At 69.9% G+C, this 24,249-nt stretch carries 23 protein-coding genes and 2 pseudogenes; 13 read left to right on the forward strand and 12 right to left on the reverse strand.

Annotation, left to right across the window (positions count from 1 at the left end; translation table 11 throughout):
* Positions 1–19: 19 nt before the first annotated feature.
* A complete protein-coding gene (locus OIC96_RS44835; protein WP_330302298.1) occupies positions 20–397 on the reverse strand; it encodes a nuclear transport factor 2 family protein in 378 nt (125 codons plus the stop codon).
* Positions 398–757: 360 nt separating this feature from the next.
* Here OIC96_RS44835 and OIC96_RS44840 point away from each other — a divergent pair, with 360 nt between their 5' ends.
* The 4 genes from OIC96_RS44840 to OIC96_RS44855 all read left to right on the forward strand — a co-directional run bounded on the left by OIC96_RS44840 (position 758) and on the right by OIC96_RS44855 (position 5,295).
* On the forward strand, positions 758–1,168 hold the full coding sequence (locus tag OIC96_RS44840) for a hypothetical protein (RefSeq protein WP_327426315.1): 411 nt from the start codon (positions 758–760) through the stop codon (positions 1,166–1,168).
* Positions 1,169–1,271: 103 nt separating this feature from the next.
* Entirely contained in the window at positions 1,272–3,614 is a 2,343-nt protein-coding gene (locus OIC96_RS44845) for an ABC transporter ATP-binding protein/permease (protein WP_330302297.1), read from the forward strand.
* A 6-nt stretch (positions 3,615–3,620) separates the two neighbouring features.
* Complete coding sequence (locus tag OIC96_RS44850; RefSeq protein ID WP_330302296.1) at positions 3,621–4,232, forward strand: hypothetical protein; 612 nt, start codon at positions 3,621–3,623, stop codon at positions 4,230–4,232.
* A 34-nt stretch (positions 4,233–4,266) separates the two neighbouring features.
* Positions 4,267–5,295, forward strand: a complete 1,029-nt coding sequence (locus OIC96_RS44855; RefSeq protein ID WP_330302295.1) for a serine/threonine-protein kinase — start codon at positions 4,267–4,269, stop codon at positions 5,293–5,295.
* 25 nt (positions 5,296–5,320) lie between these two features.
* Here the strand turns inward: OIC96_RS44855 and OIC96_RS44860 are convergent, their stop codons facing one another.
* Positions 5,321–6,628 carry a streptophobe family protein gene (locus tag OIC96_RS44860; protein ID WP_330302294.1) on the reverse strand — a complete coding sequence of 436 codons (1,308 nt, stop codon included), beginning with the start codon at positions 6,626–6,628 and terminating at the stop codon, positions 5,321–5,323.
* 163 nt (positions 6,629–6,791) lie between these two features.
* Here OIC96_RS44860 and OIC96_RS44865 point away from each other — a divergent pair.
* Positions 6,792–8,111, forward strand: a pseudogene (locus tag OIC96_RS44865) (DUF6777 domain-containing protein); the annotation flags it as partial.
* Positions 8,112–8,317: 206 nt separating this feature from the next.
* Here the strand turns inward: OIC96_RS44865 and OIC96_RS44870 are convergent.
* Both OIC96_RS44870 and OIC96_RS44875 read right to left on the reverse strand, forming a co-directional pair.
* Positions 8,318–10,048 carry a multicopper oxidase family protein gene (locus OIC96_RS44870; protein WP_406501278.1) on the reverse strand — a complete coding sequence of 577 codons (1,731 nt, stop codon included), beginning with the start codon at positions 10,046–10,048 and terminating at the stop codon, positions 8,318–8,320.
* Between the two features lie 54 nt (positions 10,049–10,102).
* Complete coding sequence (locus OIC96_RS44875) at positions 10,103–10,585, reverse strand: hypothetical protein (RefSeq protein ID WP_330302292.1); 483 nt, start codon at positions 10,583–10,585, stop codon at positions 10,103–10,105.
* 158 nt (positions 10,586–10,743) lie between these two features.
* Between OIC96_RS44875 and OIC96_RS44880 the strand changes: the two genes are divergently transcribed.
* Both OIC96_RS44880 and OIC96_RS44885 read left to right on the forward strand, forming a co-directional pair.
* Positions 10,744–11,265: a DinB family protein gene (locus OIC96_RS44880; RefSeq protein WP_330309969.1), complete on the forward strand. Its 522-nt coding sequence runs from the start codon at positions 10,744–10,746 to the stop codon at positions 11,263–11,265.
* An 81-nt stretch (positions 11,266–11,346) separates the two neighbouring features.
* Positions 11,347–11,799, forward strand: coding sequence for a helix-turn-helix domain-containing protein (locus OIC96_RS44885; protein WP_330302291.1), 453 nt, complete (start codon positions 11,347–11,349; stop codon positions 11,797–11,799).
* A 40-nt stretch (positions 11,800–11,839) separates the two neighbouring features.
* Here OIC96_RS44885 and OIC96_RS44890 read toward each other — a convergent pair whose 3' ends face one another.
* The 4 genes from OIC96_RS44890 to OIC96_RS44905 form a co-directional block, all read right to left on the reverse strand.
* Positions 11,840–12,442: a ClpP family protease gene (locus OIC96_RS44890; RefSeq protein ID WP_330302290.1), complete on the reverse strand. Its 603-nt coding sequence runs from the start codon at positions 12,440–12,442 to the stop codon at positions 11,840–11,842.
* A 1-nt stretch (position 12,443) separates the two neighbouring features.
* Positions 12,444–13,097: an ATP-dependent Clp protease proteolytic subunit gene (locus OIC96_RS44895; RefSeq protein WP_330302289.1), complete on the reverse strand. Its 654-nt coding sequence runs from the start codon at positions 13,095–13,097 to the stop codon at positions 12,444–12,446.
* A gap of 139 nt (positions 13,098–13,236) precedes the next feature.
* Positions 13,237–13,668, reverse strand: coding sequence for a (2Fe-2S) ferredoxin domain-containing protein (locus OIC96_RS44900; protein WP_330302288.1), 432 nt, complete (start codon positions 13,666–13,668; stop codon positions 13,237–13,239).
* 131 nt (positions 13,669–13,799) lie between these two features.
* The gene (locus tag OIC96_RS44905) at positions 13,800–14,996 is read right to left on the reverse strand and encodes an epoxide hydrolase family protein (RefSeq protein WP_330302287.1); all 1,197 of its coding nucleotides are present in this window, start codon (positions 14,994–14,996) and stop codon (positions 13,800–13,802) included.
* A gap of 124 nt (positions 14,997–15,120) precedes the next feature.
* Between OIC96_RS44905 and OIC96_RS44910 the strand changes: the two genes are divergently transcribed.
* Positions 15,121–15,603, forward strand: a complete 483-nt coding sequence (locus OIC96_RS44910) for a VOC family protein (protein WP_330302286.1) — start codon at positions 15,121–15,123, stop codon at positions 15,601–15,603.
* 108 nt (positions 15,604–15,711) lie between these two features.
* Here the strand turns inward: OIC96_RS44910 and OIC96_RS44915 are convergent, their stop codons facing one another.
* Positions 15,712–17,499, reverse strand: a complete 1,788-nt coding sequence (locus tag OIC96_RS44915) for an ABC transporter ATP-binding protein (RefSeq protein ID WP_330302285.1) — start codon at positions 17,497–17,499, stop codon at positions 15,712–15,714.
* A 596-nt stretch (positions 17,500–18,095) separates the two neighbouring features.
* Here OIC96_RS44915 and OIC96_RS44920 point away from each other — a divergent pair.
* A complete protein-coding gene (locus OIC96_RS44920; protein WP_330302284.1) occupies positions 18,096–18,557 on the forward strand; it encodes a hypothetical protein in 462 nt (153 codons plus the stop codon).
* A 125-nt stretch (positions 18,558–18,682) separates the two neighbouring features.
* Here OIC96_RS44920 and OIC96_RS44925 read toward each other — a convergent pair whose 3' ends face one another.
* The 3 genes from OIC96_RS44925 to OIC96_RS44935 form a co-directional block, all read right to left on the reverse strand.
* The gene (locus OIC96_RS44925) at positions 18,683–19,429 is read right to left on the reverse strand and encodes a hypothetical protein (protein ID WP_330302283.1); all 747 of its coding nucleotides are present in this window, start codon (positions 19,427–19,429) and stop codon (positions 18,683–18,685) included.
* The gene (locus OIC96_RS44930) at positions 19,419–20,006 is read right to left on the reverse strand and encodes an RNA polymerase sigma factor (RefSeq protein WP_330302282.1); all 588 of its coding nucleotides are present in this window, start codon (positions 20,004–20,006) and stop codon (positions 19,419–19,421) included. The genes OIC96_RS44925 and OIC96_RS44930 overlap by 11 nt, the downstream gene beginning before the upstream one ends.
* Positions 20,007–20,254: 248 nt before the next feature.
* Positions 20,255–20,746, reverse strand: a complete 492-nt coding sequence (locus OIC96_RS44935) for an FBP domain-containing protein (protein WP_330302281.1) — start codon at positions 20,744–20,746, stop codon at positions 20,255–20,257.
* Positions 20,747–20,817: 71 nt separating this feature from the next.
* Here OIC96_RS44935 and OIC96_RS44940 point away from each other — a divergent pair, with 71 nt between their 5' ends.
* The 4 genes and pseudogenes from OIC96_RS44940 to OIC96_RS44955 all read left to right on the forward strand — a co-directional run.
* Entirely contained in the window at positions 20,818–21,387 is a 570-nt protein-coding gene (locus OIC96_RS44940; RefSeq protein ID WP_330302280.1) for a TetR/AcrR family transcriptional regulator, read from the forward strand.
* A 147-nt stretch (positions 21,388–21,534) separates the two neighbouring features.
* Positions 21,535–22,710 carry a GDSL-type esterase/lipase family protein gene (locus OIC96_RS44945; protein WP_330302279.1) on the forward strand — a complete coding sequence of 392 codons (1,176 nt, stop codon included), beginning with the start codon at positions 21,535–21,537 and terminating at the stop codon, positions 22,708–22,710.
* A gap of 202 nt (positions 22,711–22,912) precedes the next feature.
* Positions 22,913–23,365, forward strand: a complete 453-nt coding sequence (locus OIC96_RS44950; protein WP_330302278.1) for a hypothetical protein — start codon at positions 22,913–22,915, stop codon at positions 23,363–23,365.
* A gap of 10 nt (positions 23,366–23,375) precedes the next feature.
* A pseudogene (locus tag OIC96_RS44955) lies at positions 23,376–24,068 on the forward strand (caspase family protein); the annotation flags it as partial.
* Positions 24,069–24,249 lie beyond the last annotated feature (181 nt).

Raw genomic sequence — 24,249 nt, forward strand, 5'->3', positions numbered from 1 at the left:
CCGGGAAACTCATCGCGGCCTAGGCCGGAACGCGGTCCAGGAAGCCGTGGACGCTCCGGATGCGGTCCTCGCCGTCCAGGGTGATCACGTCGAATCCGGCGACGGGCGCCGAGCCGTCCGCCTCGCTCACCAGTTCCCAGCCGAAGCGGGCGACGTCGTGGTGCCCGTCGACCGCGCCCAGGAGCCGGAACGCGAACCCCGGGAACTGCTCCTGTGCCGCCGTGATCAGGGCGGCGATCTGCTCGTGCCCGCGGACGTCGGCCAGCGGGTCGGTGTAGCTGCCGTCCGCGGTCCAGGCGGCGGCGACCGCCTTCGCCAGCGCGTCCTGCCCACCCGCGTTCCAGGCCTCGAAGTAACGGGCGACGGCGGTTTCGTAACGGTCGTTGCTCGCGGACATGGTGAATCAGCCTCCATCGAGGTCGTACCTGCTGGTCAGGGTCCGCATCCCCACGTTTCGTGCCCCCGTTGGGATCCGGTACGACCACCTTGCCGGGCGGCGATCGGGGCGTCGATTACCCCGCGGGTAATGCCCCGAACGTGGGGGCGTCGGCGCCGTCTGTGCCGTTTCAGCCATACCAAGCTGTGAATATGCCAAGAGACTGGCTGGAATCACGTGGTGACAGAGTGTCAGGAGTGGCGATACTCAATTCTAGGGCGACTCAGCCACGCCCGGGGACAGCACCATCGTGCACAACCAATGAGCCGCAGGGAAAGCGAGGCCGGACCGGCAGCGAGCGACGCCGATGGGGGAACGATCGTGCACGACGAATTCCTGTGCCATGTCACCGCGTACGGAATATGCGGCGGTCAGCGCGTCGGCGTACCCCTGGGGACGTATCGCGCGCCGACCCTGGCGCTGGCCCTGTGGTGGATGCGGGACCGCGCCGCGTGGATGGCCGAGCGGCTCGATCCGCAGCCCGAGGACCCCACTTTCCCGCCGAACTCGATCGCGCCGGTGGCGGCCACCGTCCCGGACGTGCCGAGCATGCTCCGCGCCTGGTGCGGCGACTCGGACCAACAGGAACTGGTCGCCGAGGAATTGGCCGCGGGAAAACTCGTCCGCATCGCCACCAATGACGACACCACCGAATACGAACTGCTCGCCGAATCCGTGGACGCCCTGCGCATGCAGCGGACCGCCGCCGTGCTGGGCATTTCCGCCGCCTGACAGCCGTCTGATCGCCTCCTGTTCCGCCCGCGTCGTACTCATCAGGGTTTTGCCCGGGTGCGCTGATCAGGCGCACATGTGGGCGAATAGCTAGAATTCTGGCATGGGAGAGCGGCCGGTCGCGCCGACTGCGCCTGAACTCGTCCTCGAGACCGAGACGGGCTCCACGGTGATGAGTCCGAGCCGCGACTATCACGTGGGGCGCGACCCCTTGAGCGACGTCGTCATCGACGACGTCCGGGTCTCGTGGCACCACGCGGTGCTGCGGCCCGAGGCCGACCACTGGACGCTCGAAGACGAGAACAGCACGAACGGTACGTACGCCGACGGGCGGCGCATCCACGAGTGGGGCGTCGGACCGGGCAGCGTCATCCGCTTCGGCAGCCCCGCCGACGGCCCGCGCGCCGTTCTCCTCGACCGCCCGCCACCGGCCTCGGAGCGTCCCTCGGGCGTCTCCGTACCGGCCGCCACGGGCACCTTCCGGCAGCCGACCACCGTACGGCCCCTGCTGGCCCGCACCGTACGCATCGGCCGCGGCGACGACAACGACCTGGTCATCGACGATCTGGTGGTCTCCCGACGGCACGCGGAGCTGCGCGCCCACCCGGACGGGACGTACGAGATCGTCGACCTCGGCAGTCACAACGGCACGTTCCTCAACGGCCGCCCCGTCGCGCACGCCCCCGTCACACCGGGTGACATCGTCGGTATCGGCCACTCCGCGTTCTGCCTCGTCGGCGACCAGCTGCAGGAGTACGTCGACACGGGCGAGGTCTCCCTGGATGTCCAGGACATCACCGTCGAGGTCGACCGGGGCCGCAAGACGCTCCTCGACCAGGTGTCCTTTCCCGTCGGCGAGAAATCCCTGCTCGCCGTCGTGGGCCCGAGCGGCGCCGGAAAGTCCACGCTCCTCAACGCCCTGACCGGGCTGCGCCCCGCCAACCGCGGCACCGTCCTGTACGACGGCCGCGACCTCTACCGCGACTACGCCGAGCTGCGCCAGCGCATCGGTCTGGTCCCGCAGGACGACATCCTGCACGCGCAGCTCACCGTGCGCCGGGCCCTCACCTACGCCGCTGAGCTGCGCTTCCCGCAGGACACCGCGAAGGCGGAGCGCCGCGAACGGGTCGACGAGGTGATCGGCCAGCTGGGTCTGGAGCAGCGCGTCGACCAGCCCGTGCACAGCCTGTCCGGCGGCCAGCGCAAGCGGGTCAGCGTGGCCCTGGAGCTGCTGACCAAGCCGTCGCTGCTGTTCCTCGACGAGCCGACCTCGGGTCTCGACCCAGGCATGGACCGCTCGGTGATGCAGATGCTGCGTGGTCTCGCAGACGACGGCCGTACGGTCATCGTGGTCACCCACAGCGTGCTCAGCCTCGAGGTCTGCGACCGGCTCCTGGTGCTCGCGCCCGGCGGCAAGGTCGCCTACTACGGGCCGCCCGACGACGCTCTCGCCTTCTTCGGCTACCGGCACTGGCCCGAGGCGTTCGAGGCCTTCGAGCGGGACCAGGACCGGGACTGGGCGGGGGAGTACGGGGAGTCGCCGTTCCACCAGGAGTACATCGACAACTCCAGCTCACAGCCGCATCTGCCGCAGGCTGCCCCGGGCGCCGTCGTTGGACCGCCGCCCAAGGCCCAGAGCTGGGGATCCCAGCTCGGCACCCTGGTGCGACGGTACGCGGCCGTGCTCAGCGCCGACCGGACCTTCCTCGCCGTCATGGTCGGCCTGCCCTGCGTGATGGGCGCGATGGCCCACGCGGTGGCCGGCAGCGCACTGACGGTGGAGACGGCGATGAACGTGCTGCTCATCCTGTGCATCGGCGCAGTCCTGACGGGGGCGGCCAACGCCGTGCGCGAACTGGTGAAGGAGCGGGTCATCTACCAGCGGGAGCGCGCGGTCGGCCTGTCCCGATCGGCGTACCTGATGTCGAAGGTCGTGGTCCTCGGCACCATCACCGTGCTCCAGGCCGTCGTCCTGACCCTGGTCGCCCTGTTCGGCGTCGACCTCAACGCGCCAGGCGGCAAAGGGGTCCTCATGCCGCCGCTCCTCGAGATCACGCTCTCCGTGGCCCTGCTCGCCTTCGCCGCGATGATGCTCGGCCTCGTCGTCTCCGCCGTGGTGACCAAGGAGGAGGTCACCATGCCACTGCTGGTGCTGCTCGCCATCGTCCAGGTGGTTTTCAGCGGTGCGCTGCTGAAGCTGCACGGGGTGCCCGGCATCGAGCAACTGGCCTGGCTCGTCCCCGCGCGCTGGGGCCTGGGCGCCATGGCGGGGACCGTTGGCCTTGCCCGGATCTTCCCTGGGCCCCTGACCGTCGACCCGCTGTTTCGGCACTTGACCGGCGTCTGGCTGTTCAACGTGGGGATGCTGGTCGTCCTCTCCGTCGTCTTCGGATTCGCGGTGGCCCGCCTGTTGCGGCGCCACGAACCCGCGGTCATGCGGAAGTAGGCGCCGATGACGACCCCCGGCTTCCGCCCCACGCATGTCGTCCCCCAGGACGGCCTGGCCGCCTGGGAGAGCCCGGACCCGTCCCGGCGCACCGTGCCGCTGGACGCCCTGCTGCCGGTCCAGCTCGTCGACCGGCGCGGGGACTGGGGCCGGGTCCTCTGCGCCAACGGCTGGTCGGCCTGGGTCGACGGCCGCCTCCTGGTCCCCGTACCGCAGGCACCGCCCGCAGCGACCAGCCCACTCGCCCGCACGGCCGACCCGCGCCCGCTGCTCGCCCGTGTCGAGGAGGCCCTCGCCCGCTACCGCAGCGCCGCCGAGGAACTCGCGGCCGGACAACTCGACGGGGAGTCCTTCCGCGGCCGTACGCAGGGGCAGCGGATCGGGGTGGTCGTCGACGGGGAGTCCCTCTGGCTGTACGACGGCGAGCACGAGCGATGGGTGTACTGCGACGGGACACGGCTGAGCACCTTCGCGGCCGAGGGGGATCCGGCGCCCGTGAAACCGGATCAGGCGCACAAGGCGCCGGGGCGGGCCGGGGTCGTACCGAATGCCGCTCCGGACGGCCATGAACCGACCCGCCTCGTGACGTACGACGAGGACGACCGGAGTGACGCCTGATGGGCGGCACACGGCATGACCCGGGGGGTGGCTGATGGAAGGGGCGCGGCACGAGACCAGCCTGTTCCCGAGCAGCCCGTCCGAGCTGATCGGACGGCAGATCGCGGATTACCAGATCGTCGGGGAGATCGGCCGCGGCGGGATGGCCGTCGTCTACCGTGCCAAGGACCTTCGCCTGGACCGCATAGTCGCCCTCAAGCTGCTCACGCCGGAACTCGCGAGCAACGACACCTTCCGAGCGCGCTTCACCTACGAGTCACGGGTGGCCGCCGCGATCGAACACCCGCACATCGTCCCGATCTTCGAGGCGGGCGAGACGGACGGCATCCTGTACATCGCCATGCGGTACGTCCCCGGGCGCGACCTGAGCCATCTGCTCGCCGACGAGGGGCCGCTGCCGGTCGCGCTGGCCACCCGGATCGCCGGCCAGGTCGCCTCCGCCCTCGACGCGGCCCACGACCACGGCCTGGTGCACCGGGACGTGAAACCCGGCAACATCCTGGTGTCCGGGGGCACCGACAGCGACCACCCCGAGCACGTCTACCTCACGGACTTCGGCCTGACGAAGAAGTCGCTGGCCATGACCGGGTTCACCAGCCGAGGCCAGTTCGTCGGCACGCTCGAGTACGTGGCGCCGGAGCAGATCTCCGGAAAGCCCGTGGACGGCCGGTGCGACGTCTACAGCCTCGCCGTCGTCGTCTACGAGACCCTGGCCGGGAGGACGCCCTTCCAACGCGAGGACCCCATGGCGCTGCTGTGGGCGCACCAGTACGACCAGCCGCCGGCGCTGACCGTGAAGCGCCCCGACCTCGCCGCCGGCGTCGACGAGGTCATGGAGAAGGCGCTCGCGAAGTGCCCCGACGACCGGTACGACTCCTGCCTCGCCTTCGTGAACGCGCTGCGGGCCGCGACACGCAGCCCCACCGTCGTGGGCGGGACGACGACTCAGCCGGAGGCCGAAGCCGTGGAAGCGCCCGAACATCCCGGCCCGTCACCGGAGGCCGGACCTCCCGGTCCGCCACCGGAGCCGCCGAGCTGGGCCCGGCCGGTCTTCCGGGGCTGAGCGGCCTCGCTCGGCTGACGCGATGTCAACGCCGGTCGGGCGCGGCCGTATCGACCTCGCCCTTGCGGTGGACGCCCTTCGCCAGCAGACCGCCGAGGAACCCGGTGACCAGCCCCCACAGCACGGCGAACCCGAGCGCGGTCCATAGTTCGGGCTTCAGGAAGAGTTCCCCCTTCAGGCCCCCGCCGACGTCGCCGATGCCGAGGATCGACAGGCCGTAGTGCGCCGAGATCCGGCCGACCAGACAGATCATCAGCACGGTGAGCGCGAGCGCGACCGCCATGTGCACGGCGTGCTGCCAGGACCGCATCCGGGCCGGTGATCGGGCCGCCATCAGGAACGCGGCCGCGAGCAGCAGCACCGCGTCGACGGCCATCAGCCACCACACCCTGCCGTCGTGCTCGGCGAGGGTGTGGAGGTTGAGCGTGGAGACGTCCGGGGTGCGCAGCACCTCGTCGAACAGATGTGGCATCGGCAGCCCGAAGGGACCGTCCACGCGCCCGTTCCAGGTGGCGCCCAGCCCGATGGTGAAGGTGAGCCAGACGAGGTTCGGGAGTCCGAGGAGGATCACGGCGAACGTCTCGGAAGCGTGCCCACGCGTCGCCGCCACCACCAGTGCGATGACCAGGCCCAGGGCGACGCACGCGAGCAACAGCGCGACCATGGCGTACGCGGCCGGACGCACCGACTCCTGGAAGCGCAGCAGCCGGGCGGGGAGCGGTGCCCCGCGCGAGACCAGCAGGGCGAGGACGAACACGCCCGCCAGCCACAGCACTCCGAAGAGCAGCGTCGGCGCCATGTCGGTCTTGAAGCCCACCTTGGGCGTGACACCGAACAGGTCGCCGACGTCGCCGATGGTCCCGTTCCCGAGGGAGACCGTGAAGTTCTGTCGGGCGAAGAGCCCGAGTCCGACCAGGGCCAGCACCCACAGGACGGCGATCCGGGCGGCCCACCCGGCCAGTTCGGGGGCGCCGGCGACGGCACGGTGCCGCAGCGGTCGCAGGAAGCCGGCCGCGATCACCAGGGCTCCGGCCAGCGTGACCGAGAGCGGAGTCACCGTCAGACCCGCCTGGGTGTCGGCGATGACTCCGGCGTCGCCCGCGAGCTCGATGGTGCCGCCGACCGCCGTCACCACGGTGGCCGCGACGACCCGCGGGAACGCGTTGTCGGGGAGATCCGTGGCGCCCGAGGCCCACAGCCCGAGCGCGGCGACCACCACCATGACGATCAGCCCGGCCAGCACCGCCACCACGGCCTGGACCCAGCCGTGTCGGGCGGCCGTTCGCTCACCGCTGCGGGCAACTGCCTGGTCGGACGGTGTCTGGGGGCTCACGCTGCCACGCTAAGCAGCGCCGACGCGGTCCGCCCCTCGGGAGGGCCGACCGCGTCAGCTTGCGGGCAGTACGGGACTGGAGCACACAATAGGTTCGTTGCGGAAGAAAGCGGCACAAAGCATTTCAGGTGCCGCAGGATCCCTACGCCTGGAAGAAGAGCTCGTGAGCGTCGAACCGCCGACTTCCGGCCGCCCCACCGGACCGCCTTCGGGCCCGCTGTCGGGTCCGTCGCAGCCGGGCCGGTCCGAACCCACCCCGACCCAGCCGATCGGCCGTCCGCCCTCGGAACCGCCGAGCGGTGCCTCCGGCGCCGGTGACAGCGGAGCGGGGAGCGGATCGGGCGGTACAGGTGGACCCTCCGGGCCCGGAGGTGGTCCGTCCGGGCCCGGAGAGCCGGGCAAGGGGCCAGAGGCCCCCTGGTGGAAGTCGGCGCCCCGCGTGGCGCTGCTCACCGGTGTCGTGGCCGCCGCGGTGATCCTGGGGCTCGTCTTCACCACCAACAACGGCGGCGGCAGCAAGAACACCGGCGGCGAGGTCTTCCTCCAGTCCGCGAGCAAGGCCGGCCCCGATCCGTTCACCGAGTCGACGGCGAAAAACAGTTCCACCGCGCCCGAGACAGCCACGGCGTCGGCCGCGTCGGAGTCCGCCCGGGTGACGCGCGGCGTGGACGGTTCCGCGCCCGGTCTCTACGGCGGCACCCAGAACGTCTCCAGCTGCAATGTGGAGAAGCAGATCAGCTCGCTCCAGGCGGACCCGGCGAAGAACAGGGCGTTCGCCTCGGTGGAGGGCATCCAGCCGTCCGCGGTCCCCGCGTATCTGCGCTCGCTCACCCCTGTACAGCTGCGTATGGACACCCGCGTCACCAACCACGGCTACCGCAACGGCGCCACCACCAGCTATCAGGCGGTCCTCCAGGCGGGCACCGCCGTCCTCGTCGACTCCCGCGGCGTGCCCCGCGTGCGCTGTGCGTGCGGCAACCCGCTGCTGGGGCCGGTCGCGCAGCAGACCACGCCCAAGCCGACCGGCGACTCGTGGCCGTCGTACCGGACGCAGAACGTCGTGGTCGTCGCGCCCTCGACGACCATCATCAACGTGTTCGTCATCTTCGACCGTGACCACGACGTGTGGATCGCCCGGCACAGGGGCGACACCGGCCACCGCGACCACCAGACGAAGCCGCCGGCGCACCCTCCCACCCCGTCGGTGAGCATCTCGTCTCCGACTCCCAGCTCCCCGACCCCCAGCTCTCCGTCGCCGTGCGTCTCCGAGCCCAAGGGCTCGCACGGCACGTGCTCCCCGTCCTCCCCGTCGTCGTCCTCCTCGTCGCCCTCGTCGCCCTCGTCCTCCTCCTCGCCCTCGTCGTCCTCCTCCTCGCCTTCGTCGTCCTCCTCTTCGCCGTCTTCGCCGTCGTCACAGTCCTCGGATTCGTCATCGGCGTCCGAGTCCACGTCCACCGAGCCTCCGACGACCGCGTCGGAGTCGGAGTCGGAGTCGGCGTCGACCTCCGGCTCCGCGTCCGCCGATCTGACGACAGAGTCCTCGTCGGAGTCCTCCTCCGCCGACACCTCCACGACGACGGAATCCTCGCCCTTCAGCGCCCCGGAGTCGTCCGAAGTGGTGTCCCCGGGGCCCTGAGAAGCGGAGCCCGAAGCCTCAGCCGATCCGCGGTCGGGGAGCCGGAGCCGTTGTCACTTCCGGTAGCCGAGGACGGTCATCATGCCGGACTCGGAGTGGTACTGGTTGTGGCAGTGGAGCATCCACAGGCCCGGGTTGTCGGCGTTGAATTCGACGACGATCTTGCGGTGCGGCAGTACGTAGGCGGTGTCCTTGCGGGCTCCGGCCGCGTCGATGCCCCTGAGCGCGAAGGTGTGGCCGTGCAGATGGATGGGATGCCACATGTCGGTGGCGTTGATGAGGGTCAGGCGGACCCGTTCACCCTCCCGGACCGGATGGCGTTCCTCGATGGAGTAGGGCCGGTGGTCGAAGCTCCAGTCGAACTTCCTCATGCCGCCGGTCAGTCTGATGCGCATCTCGCGGTCCGGCTCGCGGTGGCAGAGGGCGACGGATTCGTCCGGCACGAGGCGTCTGGCCGGCACGACCCGGCCGTCGAGCTCCGCCGGATGTGCGGAGGGGTGGGGGCGGCCTCCGCTGCCGGTACGCAGGACGGCGAGGGCTTGTGCGTTCTTGCCCTCGGCGAGTGCGACCAGCGGGAACACCCCGTCCTTGGCGGTGATCAGCACGTCATAGCGTTCGGCCATACCGATCAGCAGCGCCTCCGTCTTCTTGTGCTCGACCGGGTAGCCGTCCGTGTGCGTCACCGTCATCTCGTGACCGCCCAGCGCCACCCGGAAGGCGGTGTCGCCCCCGGCGTTGATGATCCGCAGCCGGATGCGGTCGCCGGGGCGGGCCCGGAAGACCGAAGGAGCGTGCGGGAGGCGGCCGTTGACCAGGTAGTACGGGTAGGCGATGTTGCCGCCCTCGCCGTGCAGCATGCGGCTGTGGGAGTTCCGCAGGATGCGGGAGGGGCCGTTGGACCTGTCGTGATCCGACGCGTGCCCGTCGGCGGACATGTCGTGGCCGGAGCCGTCGCCGGCGTCGTCCTCGCCCATGTCCATCGGCGCACCATTGCCGTGCCGCAACTGTGCGAGCACGCGGTCCGGATTGGAGCCGCCCACGCCATCCAGCCAGTCGTCCAGGACGACGACCCACTCCTTGTCGTAGGACAACGGCTCCTTGGGGTCCTCGACGATGAGCGGTGCGTACAGGCCGCGGTCCAGCTGGAGTCCCGAGTGCGAATGCAGCCAGTACGTACCCGGGTGTGACACGGCGAAGCGGTAGGTGAAGTCCGCGCCGGGCTGGATGGAGTACTGGGTCAGGCCCGGGACGCCGTCCATGTCACAGCGCATCCGGACACCGTGCGAGTGCAGCGTTGTCGACACGGGCAGGTGGTTGGCGAGCCTCAGATTGAGGATGTCGCCCGCGGTGACCCGGACCTCCTTGCCGGGCAGTGCGTCGCCGTACGCCCACGACCTGACGGTCCGCCCGCCCAGGTCGAGGGATGTCTCGGTGGCGGTCAACATGAACGTGCGGAGGCGGCCGTGCCCGCGCTCCTGCTCGGCGGCGATGACCTCGGGATCGGACGGGTTCACGTATCCCTTGGGCCCCTTGGGGACAAAGGGTCTGCCGCCATGGTCATGGCCGGTGGTCCTGGCCTGCGAGTGCGCGCCGGTCCCCGAGTGCGAGCCGTCCCCCGAGTGCGACCCGGGCCCGGGTCGAGGGCTGGACCCGGAGCGGGATCCGGCCCCCGAGCGGGCGCCGGCCTCGGAGGGGGAGTCGGACCCGGAACAGGCGGCCAGCAGTCCCGAGCCGGCGGCCACGATCGAGGCGCCGAGCAAGGTGCGCCGCGTAGGTGTGTGCATGAATGAATAACACACGTTTTAGTGTGATATGTCCGAGAACTGAGGCGGCGCGTCTCATGAATCTCGCGAATCGAACGACAGCCCGTTCTCATCCAGCGCGTTGAAGACCGTGACGCGCCCCTGGGGAAAGACGAAGCTGACGTCCACGGCACCCAGAGCGACATCCCGACCCGTCCACTCCAGCAGTTCGACCTCCTGCAAGGGCTGGTCGAGCAGGGCCCGCGTCCCAGGGAACGGGTCCCGCCGCCACCGGAGTGCGAAGCCGGGCCACTTCACGGGCCGTTGGGGGTCGATCGAGTTCCAGGTGACCGACAGGTCGTCGAACTTCCAGTGATTGACCTCGACCTGCTCACCTCCGAAGTCGAACAGAACGGGACAGTCGGCGAACCACTCGTCGTCGTGAAGGTCCCAGACCGCCCAGACACGGGTCAGCGGACGACCGGTGAGGGCGCGCAACCGCTCGCCGTGCGCGGCTTTGACGGCGGACGCGCCGTTCATCCAGCGAGGTCCGTAGCCCGCGATTCCGAAGTCGAACACGCGAAGGATTGTGGCAGGGACGGCAGGAGGACCGGCGGGCGGTGGAAAACCGGTGGCGGATCGTGTGGTGGCGATCGATGCTCGTGGGCATGGCTGACAGCGTCCGACCGGAGTCCGGTGACAGTCCCGGGATTGAGCGGAGCTTCGGATGGTGGGACATGTTCCTGCATCCGGACCAGGATCCGCGGTCCGACGGAGGGTTCGTGGGGGAGCGGGACACGCTGGTCGGGTTTCTGCGGGACCAGCGGCTGACGTTGGAGATGAAGTGCGCAGGGCTCGACGCCGAGGCGATGGCCAGGCGCTCGGTCGAGCCCTCGAACCTGTCGCTGCTCGGGCTCGTGCGGCATCTCGCCGGGGTCGAACAAGCGTGGTTCCGGCGGGTGATGGCCGGACAGGACGTGCCACGGCACTACCGCTCCGACGACGATCCGGACGGAGACTTCAACGGCGCGCTGCCCGACCCCGAGTCCGTCGCACAGGCCTGGGACACCTGGCGCTCCGAAGTCGCCTTCGCCGAACGGTTCGTGGCCGAGGCCCCCGACCTGGGCGTCACCGGCACGCACGACGGCGAGCCCATCGCTCTCCGCGAGGTGCTGGTGCACATGATCGAGGAGTACGCCCGGCACAACGGCCACGCGGACTTCCTGCGCGAGCGGATCGACGGCCGGGTGGGGCAGTAGCCCCCCGCAGGGCGCCCCGGATTCACCGAGAGCAGAACGCCGATCCCTTCCCCCACGGCCCAGCGCTTCTAGGCTGAAGGGGTGAGCAACCAAGCGCCGAACAGCAACCAAGCGCCGGACGAAGCCCGCGTCATCCCGCTGCGCCCGGCCGCCGCCCCGGCACGCGCGCCGCAGCGGCCCCGGCCGGTCCTCGCGCCACGGCAGGCGCCACCGGCCCCCGCCGGCCGGGAACCGCTGTGGCGCGACGTCGTCGGCGACGTCCTGCGGCACGAGCGCCTCGCCCAGGAGCGCACCCTGAAGGACGTGGCCGACGCGGCCCGGATCTCCATGCCGTACCTCTCCGAGCTGGAGCGCGGCCGCAAGGAGGCTTCCTCCGAAGTCCTCGCGGCCGCCGCCCGCGCCCTGGGCCTCGGCCTCACCGACCTGCTGTCGCTGGCCCAGGACGAACTCACCCGGCTCGACCGTGTGAGGCCGGGCCGCGCCACCCCGAGGGCCTCGACCTCGCGGTACGACGGCATGTGCCTGGCTGCCTGACCGGCCCGTGGTGGTCCGGCCCTCGGCGCGACCCCGGTTGTCAGACCACCGCGAGCCGCCGGCTCACCACCTCGTCCACGATCCCGTACGCCACCGCCTCCTGTGCGGTGAAGACCTTGTCGCGGTCCATGTCCGCGCGCAGTGTCGCGACGTCGTGGTGCGTGTGCCGGGAGAGGACCTCCTCGACCTGGGAGCGGATGCGGAGCATCTCCTTGGCCTGGAGAGTGAGGTCCGAGACCGTGCCCTGCCGGCCGCCGCTGGCCGGCTGGCCGAGCAGCACCCGCGCGTGCTCCAGCACGAACCGCCGCCCCGGATCGCCCCCGGCCAGCAGCACCGCCGCCGTCGAGGCCGCCTGCCCGACGCAGAACGTCGAGATCGGCGCCTGCACGAACGTCATCGTGTCGTAGATCGCCATGAGCGAAGTGAACGAACCACCGGGCGAGTTGATGTAGATCGCGATCTCGCTCTCCGGGTTCGAGGACTCCAGATGGAGGAGTTGCGCGATGACGACGTTCGCGACGCCGTCGTCGATCTCCGTGCCGAGAAAGATGATCCGCTCGGACAGCAGCCGGCTGAAGACGTCGTACGACCGCTCGCCCTGCGGGGTCCGCTCGATGACGTTCGGAATCGTGTACGTACCCATGTCAGAGTCCCATCCGGCGCCGTGACGCGGCCGGGCGGACGTCGTCGAGCGACTCCACGACCCGGTCAACCATGCCGTATTCCTTGGCCTGCTCGGCCGTGAACCAGCGGTCGCGGTCGCCGTCCCGGGAGATCGTCTCCTCGCTCTGGCCGGTGTGCTCCGCGGTGATCCGCTCGATGGCCTTCTTCGTGAACTCCAGGTTCTGCGCCTGGATTTCGATGTCGGCGGTGGTGCCGCCGATGCCGGCCGACGGCTGGTGCATCATGATCCGCGCGTTCGGCAGCGCGAAGCGCTTCCCATGCGTGCCCACGCTGAGCAGGAACTGGCCCATGCTCGCCGCGAATCCCATGACGAGCGTCGAGACGTCGTTCGGGATCAGCCGCATCGTGTCGTAGATCGCGAGGCCCGCGGTCACCGATCCGCCCGGACTGTTGAGGTACAGGCTGATGTCGGTCCGCGCGTCCTCCGCCGACAGCAGGAGCAGTTGCGCGCAGACCCGGTTCGCGGAGACCTCGTCGACCTGCGTGCCGAGAAAGACGATCCGCTGGGCGAGCAGCTGCGCGGCCAGATGGTCGTCGAAGCGTGTCGCAGGGGTGTCGCCCTCCTCGGCCCGTGGCGCACGGGCCGGGTCCCAGCCGGTGATGAGTGGAGTCATCGGTCCTCCTAGTCGTGACGCGGCTGCCGTCGCCGCACACGCTCCACTCTCGGCCCGAACACGCCCGTGGATCAGCTTTCTCGGCCCGCAGCAGATTCGCTGCGAGCAGAGGTCCACGTCGAGATCTACGGCACCGGCCTCATCGGCGGGTACGGGACCGGGCCTCGCTCGGCGGGCGGATGAACTGGAGTTCCAGGGTGACCGGGGGTTCGGCGATGCCCGGTCCTCCGGCGGCCGCCCACCGCAGCACCTCGTCCGTGCAGTCGTCGTCCATGGCGAAGCCGATCCACGTGGGCCGGCCGCCGGCCCGGCGCCCGGCCCCGGACGGCTGCACGACGATGACGTTCGCCTGGTCGCACGGGCCGAGACAGTCCGTCGTACGCACGGCGAAACGGCCACCGGAGGCGTCGGCACCGGCGCGCAGCCGGTCCAACTGCCAGTCGTGGTCGATGTCGGGGTACTTGCGCGGGTTGCCGCAGCAGCAGCCCCGGCAGACGACCAGGGTGCAGGGCCGCGAAGCGGCGGCGCCTATCGCGGTCCTGCGAAAGCTCTGGGGCGTTGCGCCGGTCACGGGGATGCGGGTCCTTTCACCTGGGGTGCCGTTCGCCGGAGGACGGAGTTCTCACGGGTGGCGCCGGTGATCACGGTACGAGACGGCTCCCACCCGGTGTTGATCACCCCCTGTGCGAGGAGCCCGTGCCGTCAGCCGGCCTCGCGAAGCTCCCGGAAGAAGGCCCGCACATCGTCGATCAGCAGATCCGGCTCCTCCAAGGCGGCGAAGTGACCGCCCCGGTCGAACTCGGTCCAGCGGACGATTTTGTCGGTGCGCTCGGCCAGGTGTCGCAGGGGTACGAAGTTCTCCCGGGGGAAGACGGCGAGAGCGGTCGGGGTGGTCGACGGCTCGGGCGGCAGGCCCCAATAGTCCGCGTGGGCCCGCTCGTAGTAGATACGGGCCGACGAACCGGCCGTGCCCGTCAGCCAGTACAGCATCACATTGGTCAGCAGCAGATCCCGGTCGACGGCGCCCTCGGGGCGGTCTCGCGAGTCCGTCCACTGCTTGAACTTCTCCGCGATCCAGGCGAGTTGGCCGACCGGAGAGTCCGTGAGCCCGTACGCGAGGGTCTGCGGCCGCGTCGACTGGATGTCGGCGTACCCCTGTTCGTCGCGGAGCCATTCCTGGCCACGCCGCCAGGAAAACAGCGTGCGCTCGCGCTCGGCGGGGCTCAGCGCGGCCAGCTCGTCCGGGTCCGGTTCGGCCGTCGCCGAGGACCCGGGGAGCAGATTCAGATGGACGCCGATCATGCGGTCGGGGTACGCCCGGCCCAGCTCACGCGAGATGGCCCCGCCCCAGTCCCCGCCCTGCGCGCCGAACTGCCGATAGCCGAGACGCTCCATCAGCTCGGCGAAGGCGGCGGCCACCCGCCGGAACTCCCAGCCGGTGTCCCGCGTCGGCCCGGAGAGCCCGAATCCGGGAATGCTCGGCACGACCAGATGAAACGCGTCGGCCGGATCACCGCCGTGCGCCCGGGGATCGGTCAACGGACCGACGACGTCCGTGAATTCGACGATCGAGCCGGGCCACCCGTGCGTGATGATCAGGGGAGTCGCATCCGGTTCCGGCGACCGGATGTGGGCGAAGTGAATCCGCGCGCCGTCGATCTCCGTCGTGAACTGCGGCCATGCGTTCAGCCGCGCCTCGGCCGCACGCCAGTCGTACACGTGCCGCCAGTACCGTACGAGCCCTTCCAGATAGTCCCGGGGAACTCCGTACGCCCAGCCAACACCCGGCAACGCGTCGGGCCAACGGGTGCGGTCGAGGCGCTGATGGAGGTCGTCGAGGTCGCTCTGCGGGAAGTCGATGCGGAAGGGGGCCATGCGTGTGCCGTCTGAAGAAGTCATCGCCGCGCATGCTAGCTCCGGGCATCCAGGGGTGTGTCCGAATATTTTCGCCGTGCCGACGATGAGTTTTCGGACGACGATCAGTCGACAGAAGTGACGACGTTTCCCGCCCGAGGAGGTACGCATGCCAGCCGACGGATTCACCACATGTCTGTGGTTCGACGGCCAGGCCGAAGAGGCCGCGCACTACTACGTCTCGATCTTCAAGAACTCCCGGCTCGGCAGGATGGGCCGCTACACGGAGGCCGGGCCCGGGCCCGCCGGTTCCGTGATCGCCGCCGAGTTCGTGGCCAACGGGCAGAAGTTCGTCGCGCTGAACGGCGGCCCGCAGTTCACGTTCGACGAGGCGATCTCGTTCCAGATCCACTGCGAGGACCAGGAAGAGGTGGACCACTACTGGAACAAGCTCATCGACGACGGCGGCGAAGGGGGCCCCTGCGGCTGGCTCAAGGACAAGTTCGGTCTGTCCTGGCAGGTCGTTCCGAGCAGGCTCATCGACCTGATCAGCGACCCGGACCCGGTGAAGGCGGCCCGCACGACCGAGGCGATGCTGCAGATGTCCAAGCTGGACATCGCGGCCCTGGAGAAGGCGTACGCGGGGGAGTAGCGGATCCGCAGGGGCCGGCCGCACAACAAGAGTCGAACTCGGTGTGCGGTCCGCCCCCATGTCAGGAACCTCCTGTCCAGCGCGCCTCTCGGTGGCCTCCCGTACGAATCAGGCGAGCTGGCCGCTGTGCAGCGCCGTGTACGCGCCGCCGCGCCGCAGCAGCTCCTCGTGCGCGCCGACCTCCTGGATGGCCCCGTCCCGCATCACGACGATGCGGTCCGCGCCCCGGATCGTGGACAGCCGGTGCGCCACGACGAACGTGGTGCGCCCGCTCAGCAGCCGGGTCAGTGCCTGCTGGACGAGGGCCTCGGAGTGCGTGTCCAGCGCGGAGGTGGCCTCGTCGAGGACGAGTACCCGGGGATCGCGGATCAGTGCCCGCGCGATGGCGAGGCGCTGCCGCTGACCCCCGGAGAGCCGGGCTCCGTGCTCGCCGATCACGGTGTCGAGGCCCTGCGGCAGCCGGTCCACGAACTCCAGCGCGTTGGCGTCGCGCAACGCCTCGCGCACCGTGGCGTCACCGGCGTCGTCCATGCCGTACGCGACGTTCTCCCGGACCGTGCCGTCGAAGAGGATCGACTCCTGCGGCACCACCGAGACGAAACGCCGGTACGTGCGCAGGTCCAGCGTGCTCATGTCGGTCCCGTCGAGCAGCAACCGGCCCGACGTGGGACGGATGAAGCCGATGACGAGATTGAGCACGGTGGACTTCCCGGCTCCCGATGCGCCGACCAGCGCGATGGTCTCGCCGGGAGCGACGGCCAGCGTGAAGTCCCGTACGGCGGGCCTGCCTTCCTCCCGCGCGGGCCCGGCCCCCTCGAAGTACGTATGTCCTACGCCGTCGAAGGTGACGGCACCGCGAAGCGAGGTGACCTCCGCCTTGCCCTCGTTGTCCTCCAGCTCGGGCGCCTGGAGCACCTCGCCGACCGAACGCACCGACTCCAGGCCCCTGGTGATGACCGGGGCCAGACCCGCGAGCGTCGTCGTGGAGTTGGTGAGGGTGGTCAGGAAGGCGCTGAGCATGACGACGTCGCCGGGTGTCACACCCCAGTAGCCGTAGTACGACACCAGCGCCGCGCCGGTGAGGAAGAGCACGCCGACGACGTTCAGGAACACCCATGCCAGCGAGGCGAACCGCCCGTTGAGCAGGTCCAGGCGCAGCCCGGAGCGGAGCACCTGCCGCAGCGTGCCGTCCATGCGGCGCAGCGCCTTGCCCTCCAGGCCGTGTGCCCGGGTGACCGGGATGAGCCGGGTCATCTCGGTCACTCGCGACGACAGATGCTCGATTTCGTGCCGGAAGTGCTCGTTCTGGGAGCGGAGCCGGGTCCGCAGCCGCGCCACGAGCAGGGCCGCGACCGGCACGACGCACAGGAAGACGGGCACGAACTCGGGTGTGCGGACGGCGATCACGACCAGGCCGCCTGTGAGCACGGTGAGTGCGCCGAGCCCGGTCTCGGCGGTCTGCTGCACCATCTGCTCCACGGTCTCCACGTCCCGGATGACCTTGGCCTGCAGTACGCCCGCGCTGACCCGTGAGTGGTAGCCGATGGAGAGCTGCTGCATACGGGTGCACAGGGCGGAGCGCAGATCGGTGCCCATGCGGCGCACGCTCCCGTACAGCAGACGCACATACAGCAGGTGCAGCGGGATGTTGACCAGCAGGATGAACAGAATCACCCCGGCGCTCAGCCACACCCGGCCGATCGGCTGGTGCTGGACGACGGTGTCGATGATGGACGCCGTGATCAGCGGCAGCAGCCACACCGGGCTGTGCTTAACGGTGAAGACGAGGAACGCCGCGGCCAGCTTTCGGCGGTCGGCGCGGAACAGGTAGGCAAGGGTGCGTATCGGGTGTTCGCCCCGGTAGCGATGGTCGAGCGGTTTCTCGGACGACGCCATCGGCGTTGGTCCTCCCCAGTGGCCGAGTAGAGAGCAAGCGCTTTCTGCCCGCGTTGCGCCGGAGTACACCGGGTCGAGGGCGCCGTTGTACGGGAATCACGGCTGGCTCCTGCTGACGGTGATCAAGCACCGTCGGCTACGGCCGGACATTCCGCGTCGACTGCACGCCGACCTCCACAGCGACCCCGTCGCCGAGGCCGTCCTGATGCGTTGCGGCTCGGCTGATGACGCGCGTCATCCGTCACCGCCTGGATCAAGTGCCGGAAAGTGCAATCCCCTGAGAGCGGTTTTCCGTATTGATTCACAGGAGGCAACTCCTTCTGATCAACAGCTCGCGATGCCGGGCTCCGCACGGCGATCCAGTGCGGGGTGCCCCTGGGTGTCGCCCAACGCTGGTGCGGCTGCGCAACTGCCTTTTCACCCACGGACGGCAAAGGCACCGGTTACCCGCGCGGCCTGAAAATCTTCAAGATCAAAGCAGTGATCGCCCCGCGACCTGGTTCGTGCTGCGTCGAACCGTGTGGCGAGGACGCGGCCGGATGCCGTCTCCCCACCCGGGGCCCTCTGCTCAATGCCCCTGAACACCTGGAGTCACGATGAACTCCACGAATGCCGCCGAAGCCACCTTGAAGGGACTGGGAGTGTGCTGCGCCGTTGGCAACACGGTCCTGCACACGCTCCTTGTTCCTGATCATCTTGAGGAGATGTTCTACATCGGTCTTCTGTTCGCCGTGGGCAGCGCCATCATGCTCGTCGTGGCAGTGGCGCTGGTCATCGTCAAGCGTCCCCTGATCGCCTGGCTGACCGGGACGCTCGTCAGCCTCGGCATGATCGTCGGCTTTGTGCTCTCGCGCACCGTCGGCCTGCCGGGCGGCTATTACGAACCCGGCTGGGAGTCGCCGTACGGCCCCCTGTCCTTGCTCGTTGAGGGACTCTTCGTCTTCGCCTTCCTCGCCTGGCTCGGTGACAGGGCCGCGCACGGCGTAGCGCCCAAACTGCCGTACAGGGCGGACCGCGAGCCGGTCTCGGTGGGGCCCGGCGTATCAAAACCCCGGTGACGCCGAGCCTGACGAACATGCACGCGGCCTGGCGGGACCGTCACAAGGCCCGCCACGGCGCCCTCCCAAGGGCCGTCCGTCATGGAACCCGTCATCCGCCGGTCCGCCGGGCCACCCCTCGTCGTTCAGGTGTCCACGCCCAGGTGAGCCGTGGCGAGCACGGTGCCGTCGGGCGCCGTCACCCGGGCGCCGGAGAGCGTCGAGGGGTCGACGGAGGCGGGGCCACCCCAGGAGCCACTGCCCTCATGCAGGGTGAACGTGCCGACGGGAACCGTGGTGCCGTCCTTGCGCTCCAGCAGGCAGACGACCTTGCCGCTGGAGGGGGTGCCGGCGTGGGTGAGGTCGATGGTCATGTAGACCCAGCCCTCCGGGTCGGCGTGTGCGTAGACCTCGCCGACGGACTTCCCCGGGGCGACGGCCGAGGTCAGGTCTCCGGACAACAGGTCGGTGTCGGTGGAGGTGGCGGAAGGCCCGGCCACGACGCTTTCGATCGCCGTGCCGGCCGCCCAGCCGCCGAACCCGACCGCGACGACGAGCGCGGCCGCGGCGGAGGCGACCCGCAGCCGTACCGGACCACGGAGGCGCTTGCGCGGTACGGCGGACCCTCGGGCGTGCGCATGCCCCTCGTGCACCGGCGCCCCCTGCGTCAGCGCCTGAGCCACCCGGGTCTCGAACCCGACCGGCGGCTCGCTGCCGGGCAGCAGTCCGATGAGCCCGTCGCCCACGAGGGTCAGCTGCTCGATGTACTCCCGGCAGTCCGCACACCCCTCCAGATGGGCGACCGCACAGGCCCGTTCACGGCCGGGCAGCACGCCGAGCGCGAGCTCGGCGCCGACCTCCCGCAGCTTCTCGCAGGTCACATCACTTGCCATGGCCGCCTCGGTTCGGAGACGCGAGCGTGATGCGCAGTTTGCCCATCGCCGTCCTGATGCGCGTCTTGGCGGTGCCCAGCGGGATCTTCTCCCAGTCGGCGATCTGCTGGGCGGTCATACCGTAGATGCCCGCCATCACCAGGGCGCGGCCCTGCTCGCGCGGCAGCTCCGCCACGGCTGCCCGCAGCTGGGAGGACGCCTCGGCGGCCAGTGCGTGCCGCTCGGGCGTCTCGCCGATGACGCCGAGCATCGCGTCAAGATCCTCGGGCGCCACCGGCTCCGGCCGTCGCGACCGGACGGCGTCGATAGCGAGGTTGTGGGCGATGGCCATCAGCCAGGTCCTTACCGATCCGCGGCGCGCGTCGTAGATCTGCGCGTAACGCCACGCGCGCTCGAACGTCTGCTGGGCGATGTCTTCGGCCAGCTGTGGATCCCCGATGACGCCGATGGCGACACCGAAGACCGTGTGCTGGAACCTCCGTACGAAGGTGACGGCGAGCTCCGGATCGCCGGTGGCCAGCCCGGACAGCAGAGCCTCGTCCGGGAGCCGGCCCACGGAAACCGGAGATCTCGACATATCCGTGTATACGGTTCGCCCGTGTCCAGGGATTGCCCCACGGCCACGGAATCGGAAGCCCATGTTCCGATTCTCCCTCGGCCGGGCTCCGCGCACCCGAACTTCGTCCAGCGTCGTGGTCGGGGGCCGAAGCGGGGCCGGCCGCCCCGGCGCCGGCGGCAACGCGAGCGTGTCCACCGGGATGTGCCGCATGTCGCCGCGGCCTTCCAGTCCGCGTCGAAGTTCCTGACCGGCCCGTCGAAGGGGAGTCAGGCGGTCACCCTGGCGATGAACGCGGCGAGGTTCGCCACGGTCCGCTGGATCTTCTCCTCCGACGTGAGTGACTCGTGGGGCCGTGAGCCGACGCCCGCGTCCTTCTTGCCCCGCACGTACAGCGAGCACGAGAGGTCGCTGCATATGTAGGCGCCCACCGAGTTGCCCTGCTGCCCGGCCTTCCCCGCCTTCGGCGCGACCATCAGGGAGACGCCGCCGGTGTGGGTGGTCACGCACATGGAGCACATGCTGCGCCGCATCTGGGAGGCGGCGGGGCTGGGGCAGCGCAGCGCGAGGGCCTTTGTCAGGCCGTCCAGCTCGATGACGAGGTAGGCGCGTTCGGGTGCCTGGGGATCTCGCCAGCCCAGGTAGTCCAGGTCGTCCCAGGGGCGGTCGGTCAGGTCCCGTGGGACGGACAGGCGCTTCGCCTCGCCCTTGGTGCAGTTCACGAACGCGGTACGGATCTCTTGCTCGGTCAGCGGCTTCATAAGGGGCAGGCTAAATTGCCTAAAGGCTTTAGGCAATTGCATAATGTGGTCTGTCGATTGAGGGGAAGGGTATGGCACGCGTAGGGCTGACCACGGAGCGCCTGACTCGGGCAGGGGCGGAGCTGGCGGACGAGGTCGGCTTCGACCAGGTGACCGTCTCGGAGCTCGCCCGGCGGTTCGACGTCAAGGTCGCGAGCCTGTACTCGCATGTGAAGAACTCCCAGGACCTCAAGACCAAGATCGCCCTGCTCGCGCTGGAGGAACTCGCGGACCGGGGCGCCGCCGACCTGGCCGGCCGGGCCGGCAAGGACGCCCTGACCGCTCTCGCGAACGTCTACCGCGACTACGCCCGGGAGCATCCCGGCCGCTATGCGGCGGCCCAGATGAGGCTCGACCCGGAAACGGCGGCCGCCAGCGCCGGAGTCAGACACGCGCAGATGACGCGGGCGATCCTGCGCGGCTACGAGCTGACGGAACCGGATCAGACGCACGCGGTCCGGCTGCTGGGCAGCGCCTTCCACGGCTACATCAGCCTGGAGATGGGCGGAGGGTTCAGCCACAGCGCGCCCGACACACAGGAAACCTGGTCAAGGATGCTGGACGCCCTCGACGCCCTGCTGCGGAACTGGCCCGCGCCCTGACCGGGGCCCCGCACCGGCCCGAGTCCGTCGGCCGCGGGGCCTGGCGGCGACTCCGAACAGCGCGAACAGGAGGAACGGGAACAGCGGGAACAACGGGAACAGGACGAACGGGAACAGCGCGAACATTCTGATCAGGGGAACGAGGCCATGCACACCAAGCGCGACTGGATCACCACACCCATCACCACGGACCTCCTGCACGGCGCCCTCGACCTGGAGCGCACCGAGCACGGATGGCTGCCGCATCGGCTGCCCTTTTGGGCCCGCAAGCAGATCCCCGACGGGCAGCTCGCCATGGCCGAGTCCCAGCCCTCCGGCGTACGGCTGGTCTTCCGGACCCGGGCCACCGCCGTCGAACTGGACACGCTGCCCACCAAGCGGGTCTACGTGGGTGCCCCGCTCCGCCCGGGCGGCGTGTACGACCTGCTCGTCGACGGCCGCCCGGCCGGGCAGGCCGGTGTGAGCAGCGGCAACACCCTGACCATCGACCTGACCACCGGATCCGTCCAGGCCCAGCCCGGCCCGGTCGGCACCCTCCGCTTCACCGATCTGCCCGACGGCGCCAAGGACATCGAGATCTGGCTGCCGCACAACGAGACCACCGAACTCGTCGCCCTGCGCACCGACGCCCCCGTCGAGCCGGCACCGGACCAAGGCCGCAAGGTGTGGCTGCACCACGGCAGTTCGATCAGCCAAGGCTCCGACGCCGCCAGTCCCACCACCACCTGGCCCGCACTCGCCGCCTCCCTCGCGGGTGTGGAACTGATCAACCTGGGCCTGGGCGGCAGCGCCCTGCTCGACCCGTTCACCGCCCGCACCCTGCGGGACACGCCCGCCGACCTGATCAGCGTCAAGATCGGCATCAACCTGGTCAACACCGACCTGATGCGCCTGCGCGCCTTCACACCCGCCGTCCACGGCTTCCTCGACACCATCCGCGAAGGCCACCCCACCACACCGCTGCTGGTTGTCTCGCCCGTCCTGTGCCCCATCCACGAAGACACACCCGGCCCCAGCGTCCCGGACCTCACCGCCCTCAGCACCGGGCAACTGCGGTTCCGGGCCGCGGGCGATCCGGCGGAGCGCGCCGACGGGAAACTGACCCTGGGCGTCATCCGCGACGAGCTGGCCCGGATGGTCGAGCAGCGCGCGGCCGAGGATCCGAACCTGCACTACCTCGACGGCCGTGACCTCTACGGTCAGGTCGACTCCGTCGAGCTGCCGCTGCCCGACCAGCTCCACCCGGACGCCGCCACTCACCGCCGCATCGGCGAACGCTTCGCCAAACTGGCCTTCGCCCCGGGCGGCGTCTTTGACGAGTGAGCTTCCGCGCCCGTCCGCTGCGGAAACCCCGCCTTCGGCTGCGGACAGGAGTACGACGACGGTGCCGCGCGCCTGACCGCACTCCCTCTCGACGGGCTGAACCGCATCAAGGCCGTCTCGTCCGCCGCGATCGCCGCCCGGAATCCCCTGGTGGACGGCTAAGCTGATTCCGCATCAGCTGCACCGGGGGAAGGGGGGCGCGGTGGGCGGCGACGCGACACGCGTGATGAATCTCGTGCTGGAGGGCAGCGCGGACAGTGACCAGGAAGAACTGGACACACTCACCCTCCAGTTGCGTGAGCGACTGCTGGAACTGGACATCGACCGAGCCGAGTTGAACCGCTCCGACGGGGCGCCGGACGGCTCCAAGCCCGGCGATGTGATCGCCCTCGGGGCTCTCGCGGTGACCATGGCTCCGTTCGCGTTGCGAAGCGTCGTGCGGCTGCTGGAGACGTGGATCGGACACCGGCCCGTTCGTACGGTCAGCATCACGATCGGCGAGGACAGCCTTGAACTGCAGGCGGTCTCCGCCGGTGACCAGCGGAAACTGATCGACGCGTTCATCACCCGGCAGGGTCCGACGCCACCACCTGCGGAAGAGCCGGCGAGTGGGCCGCCACCGGAGTCCGGTGGCGGTACCGCCGAGGGGGCCTGAGGTCGCGGCCGTGTCAGAAAGTCGCTTCGCGCTGCTCATCGCCACAGGCCGTTACGACCATTCCGGCCTGCAACAGCTCCGCTCACCCGTGCGTGATGCCGAAGGCCTCACGGAGGTCCTCCAGGACCAGCGCATCGGCGGCTTCGATGTGCGGACGGTCGTCGACGGCCGCCAGCATGAGGTGAACCGGGCCATCGAGGACTTCTTCCTCGACCGCGGCAGGGATGATCTCCTCCTGCTGCACATCTCGTGCCACGGCATCAAGAACGACAACGGCGAACTGTACTTCGCGGCCCGCGACACCGACCGAAGGCTGCTCGGCTCCACGGGCGTCTCGGCCGCCTTCCTGCACACCCAGATGCGCCGCTGCCGCGCCAGGTCGATCGTGCTGTTGCTCGACTGCTGCTACAGCGGCGCTTTCCTCCCTGGCAGCAAGGGCGATACGGCGGTCCACGTCAACGAGGAACTGGCCGGGCACGGCCGGGCCGTGCTCACGGCGACCAACCGCGCCGAATACGCCTGGGAGGGCAACCAGCTCAGTGAACTGGAACCCGAACCATCGCGTTTCACGGGCGCGGTGATCGAAGGCCTGCGTTCGGGCGAGGCCGACGGCAATCGGGACGGCCTGGTGAGCGTGCACGACCTGTACGACTACGTCTATGAGCGGCTGCGTGCCGAAGGGGTCAAGCAACGACCGCAGATGTGGGCGGAACTGGAGTACCGGGTCGTGATCGCGCGCTCGCTCCTGGGCGACAGGCGGGCGGAGCGCGACGAACGCGACGAACGCGACGAACGCGAGGAAAGGGAGGAAAGGGAGGAAAGGGAGGCGTTGCCGACGGGACAGCGGACGAAGGCGCCCGGCCCGAAGGCCCAGAGTGAGGGGA

This window comes from Streptomyces sp. NBC_00775, from assembly GCF_036347135.1.
GTDB lineage: Bacteria > Actinomycetota > Actinomycetes > Streptomycetales > Streptomycetaceae > Streptomyces > Streptomyces lutosisoli.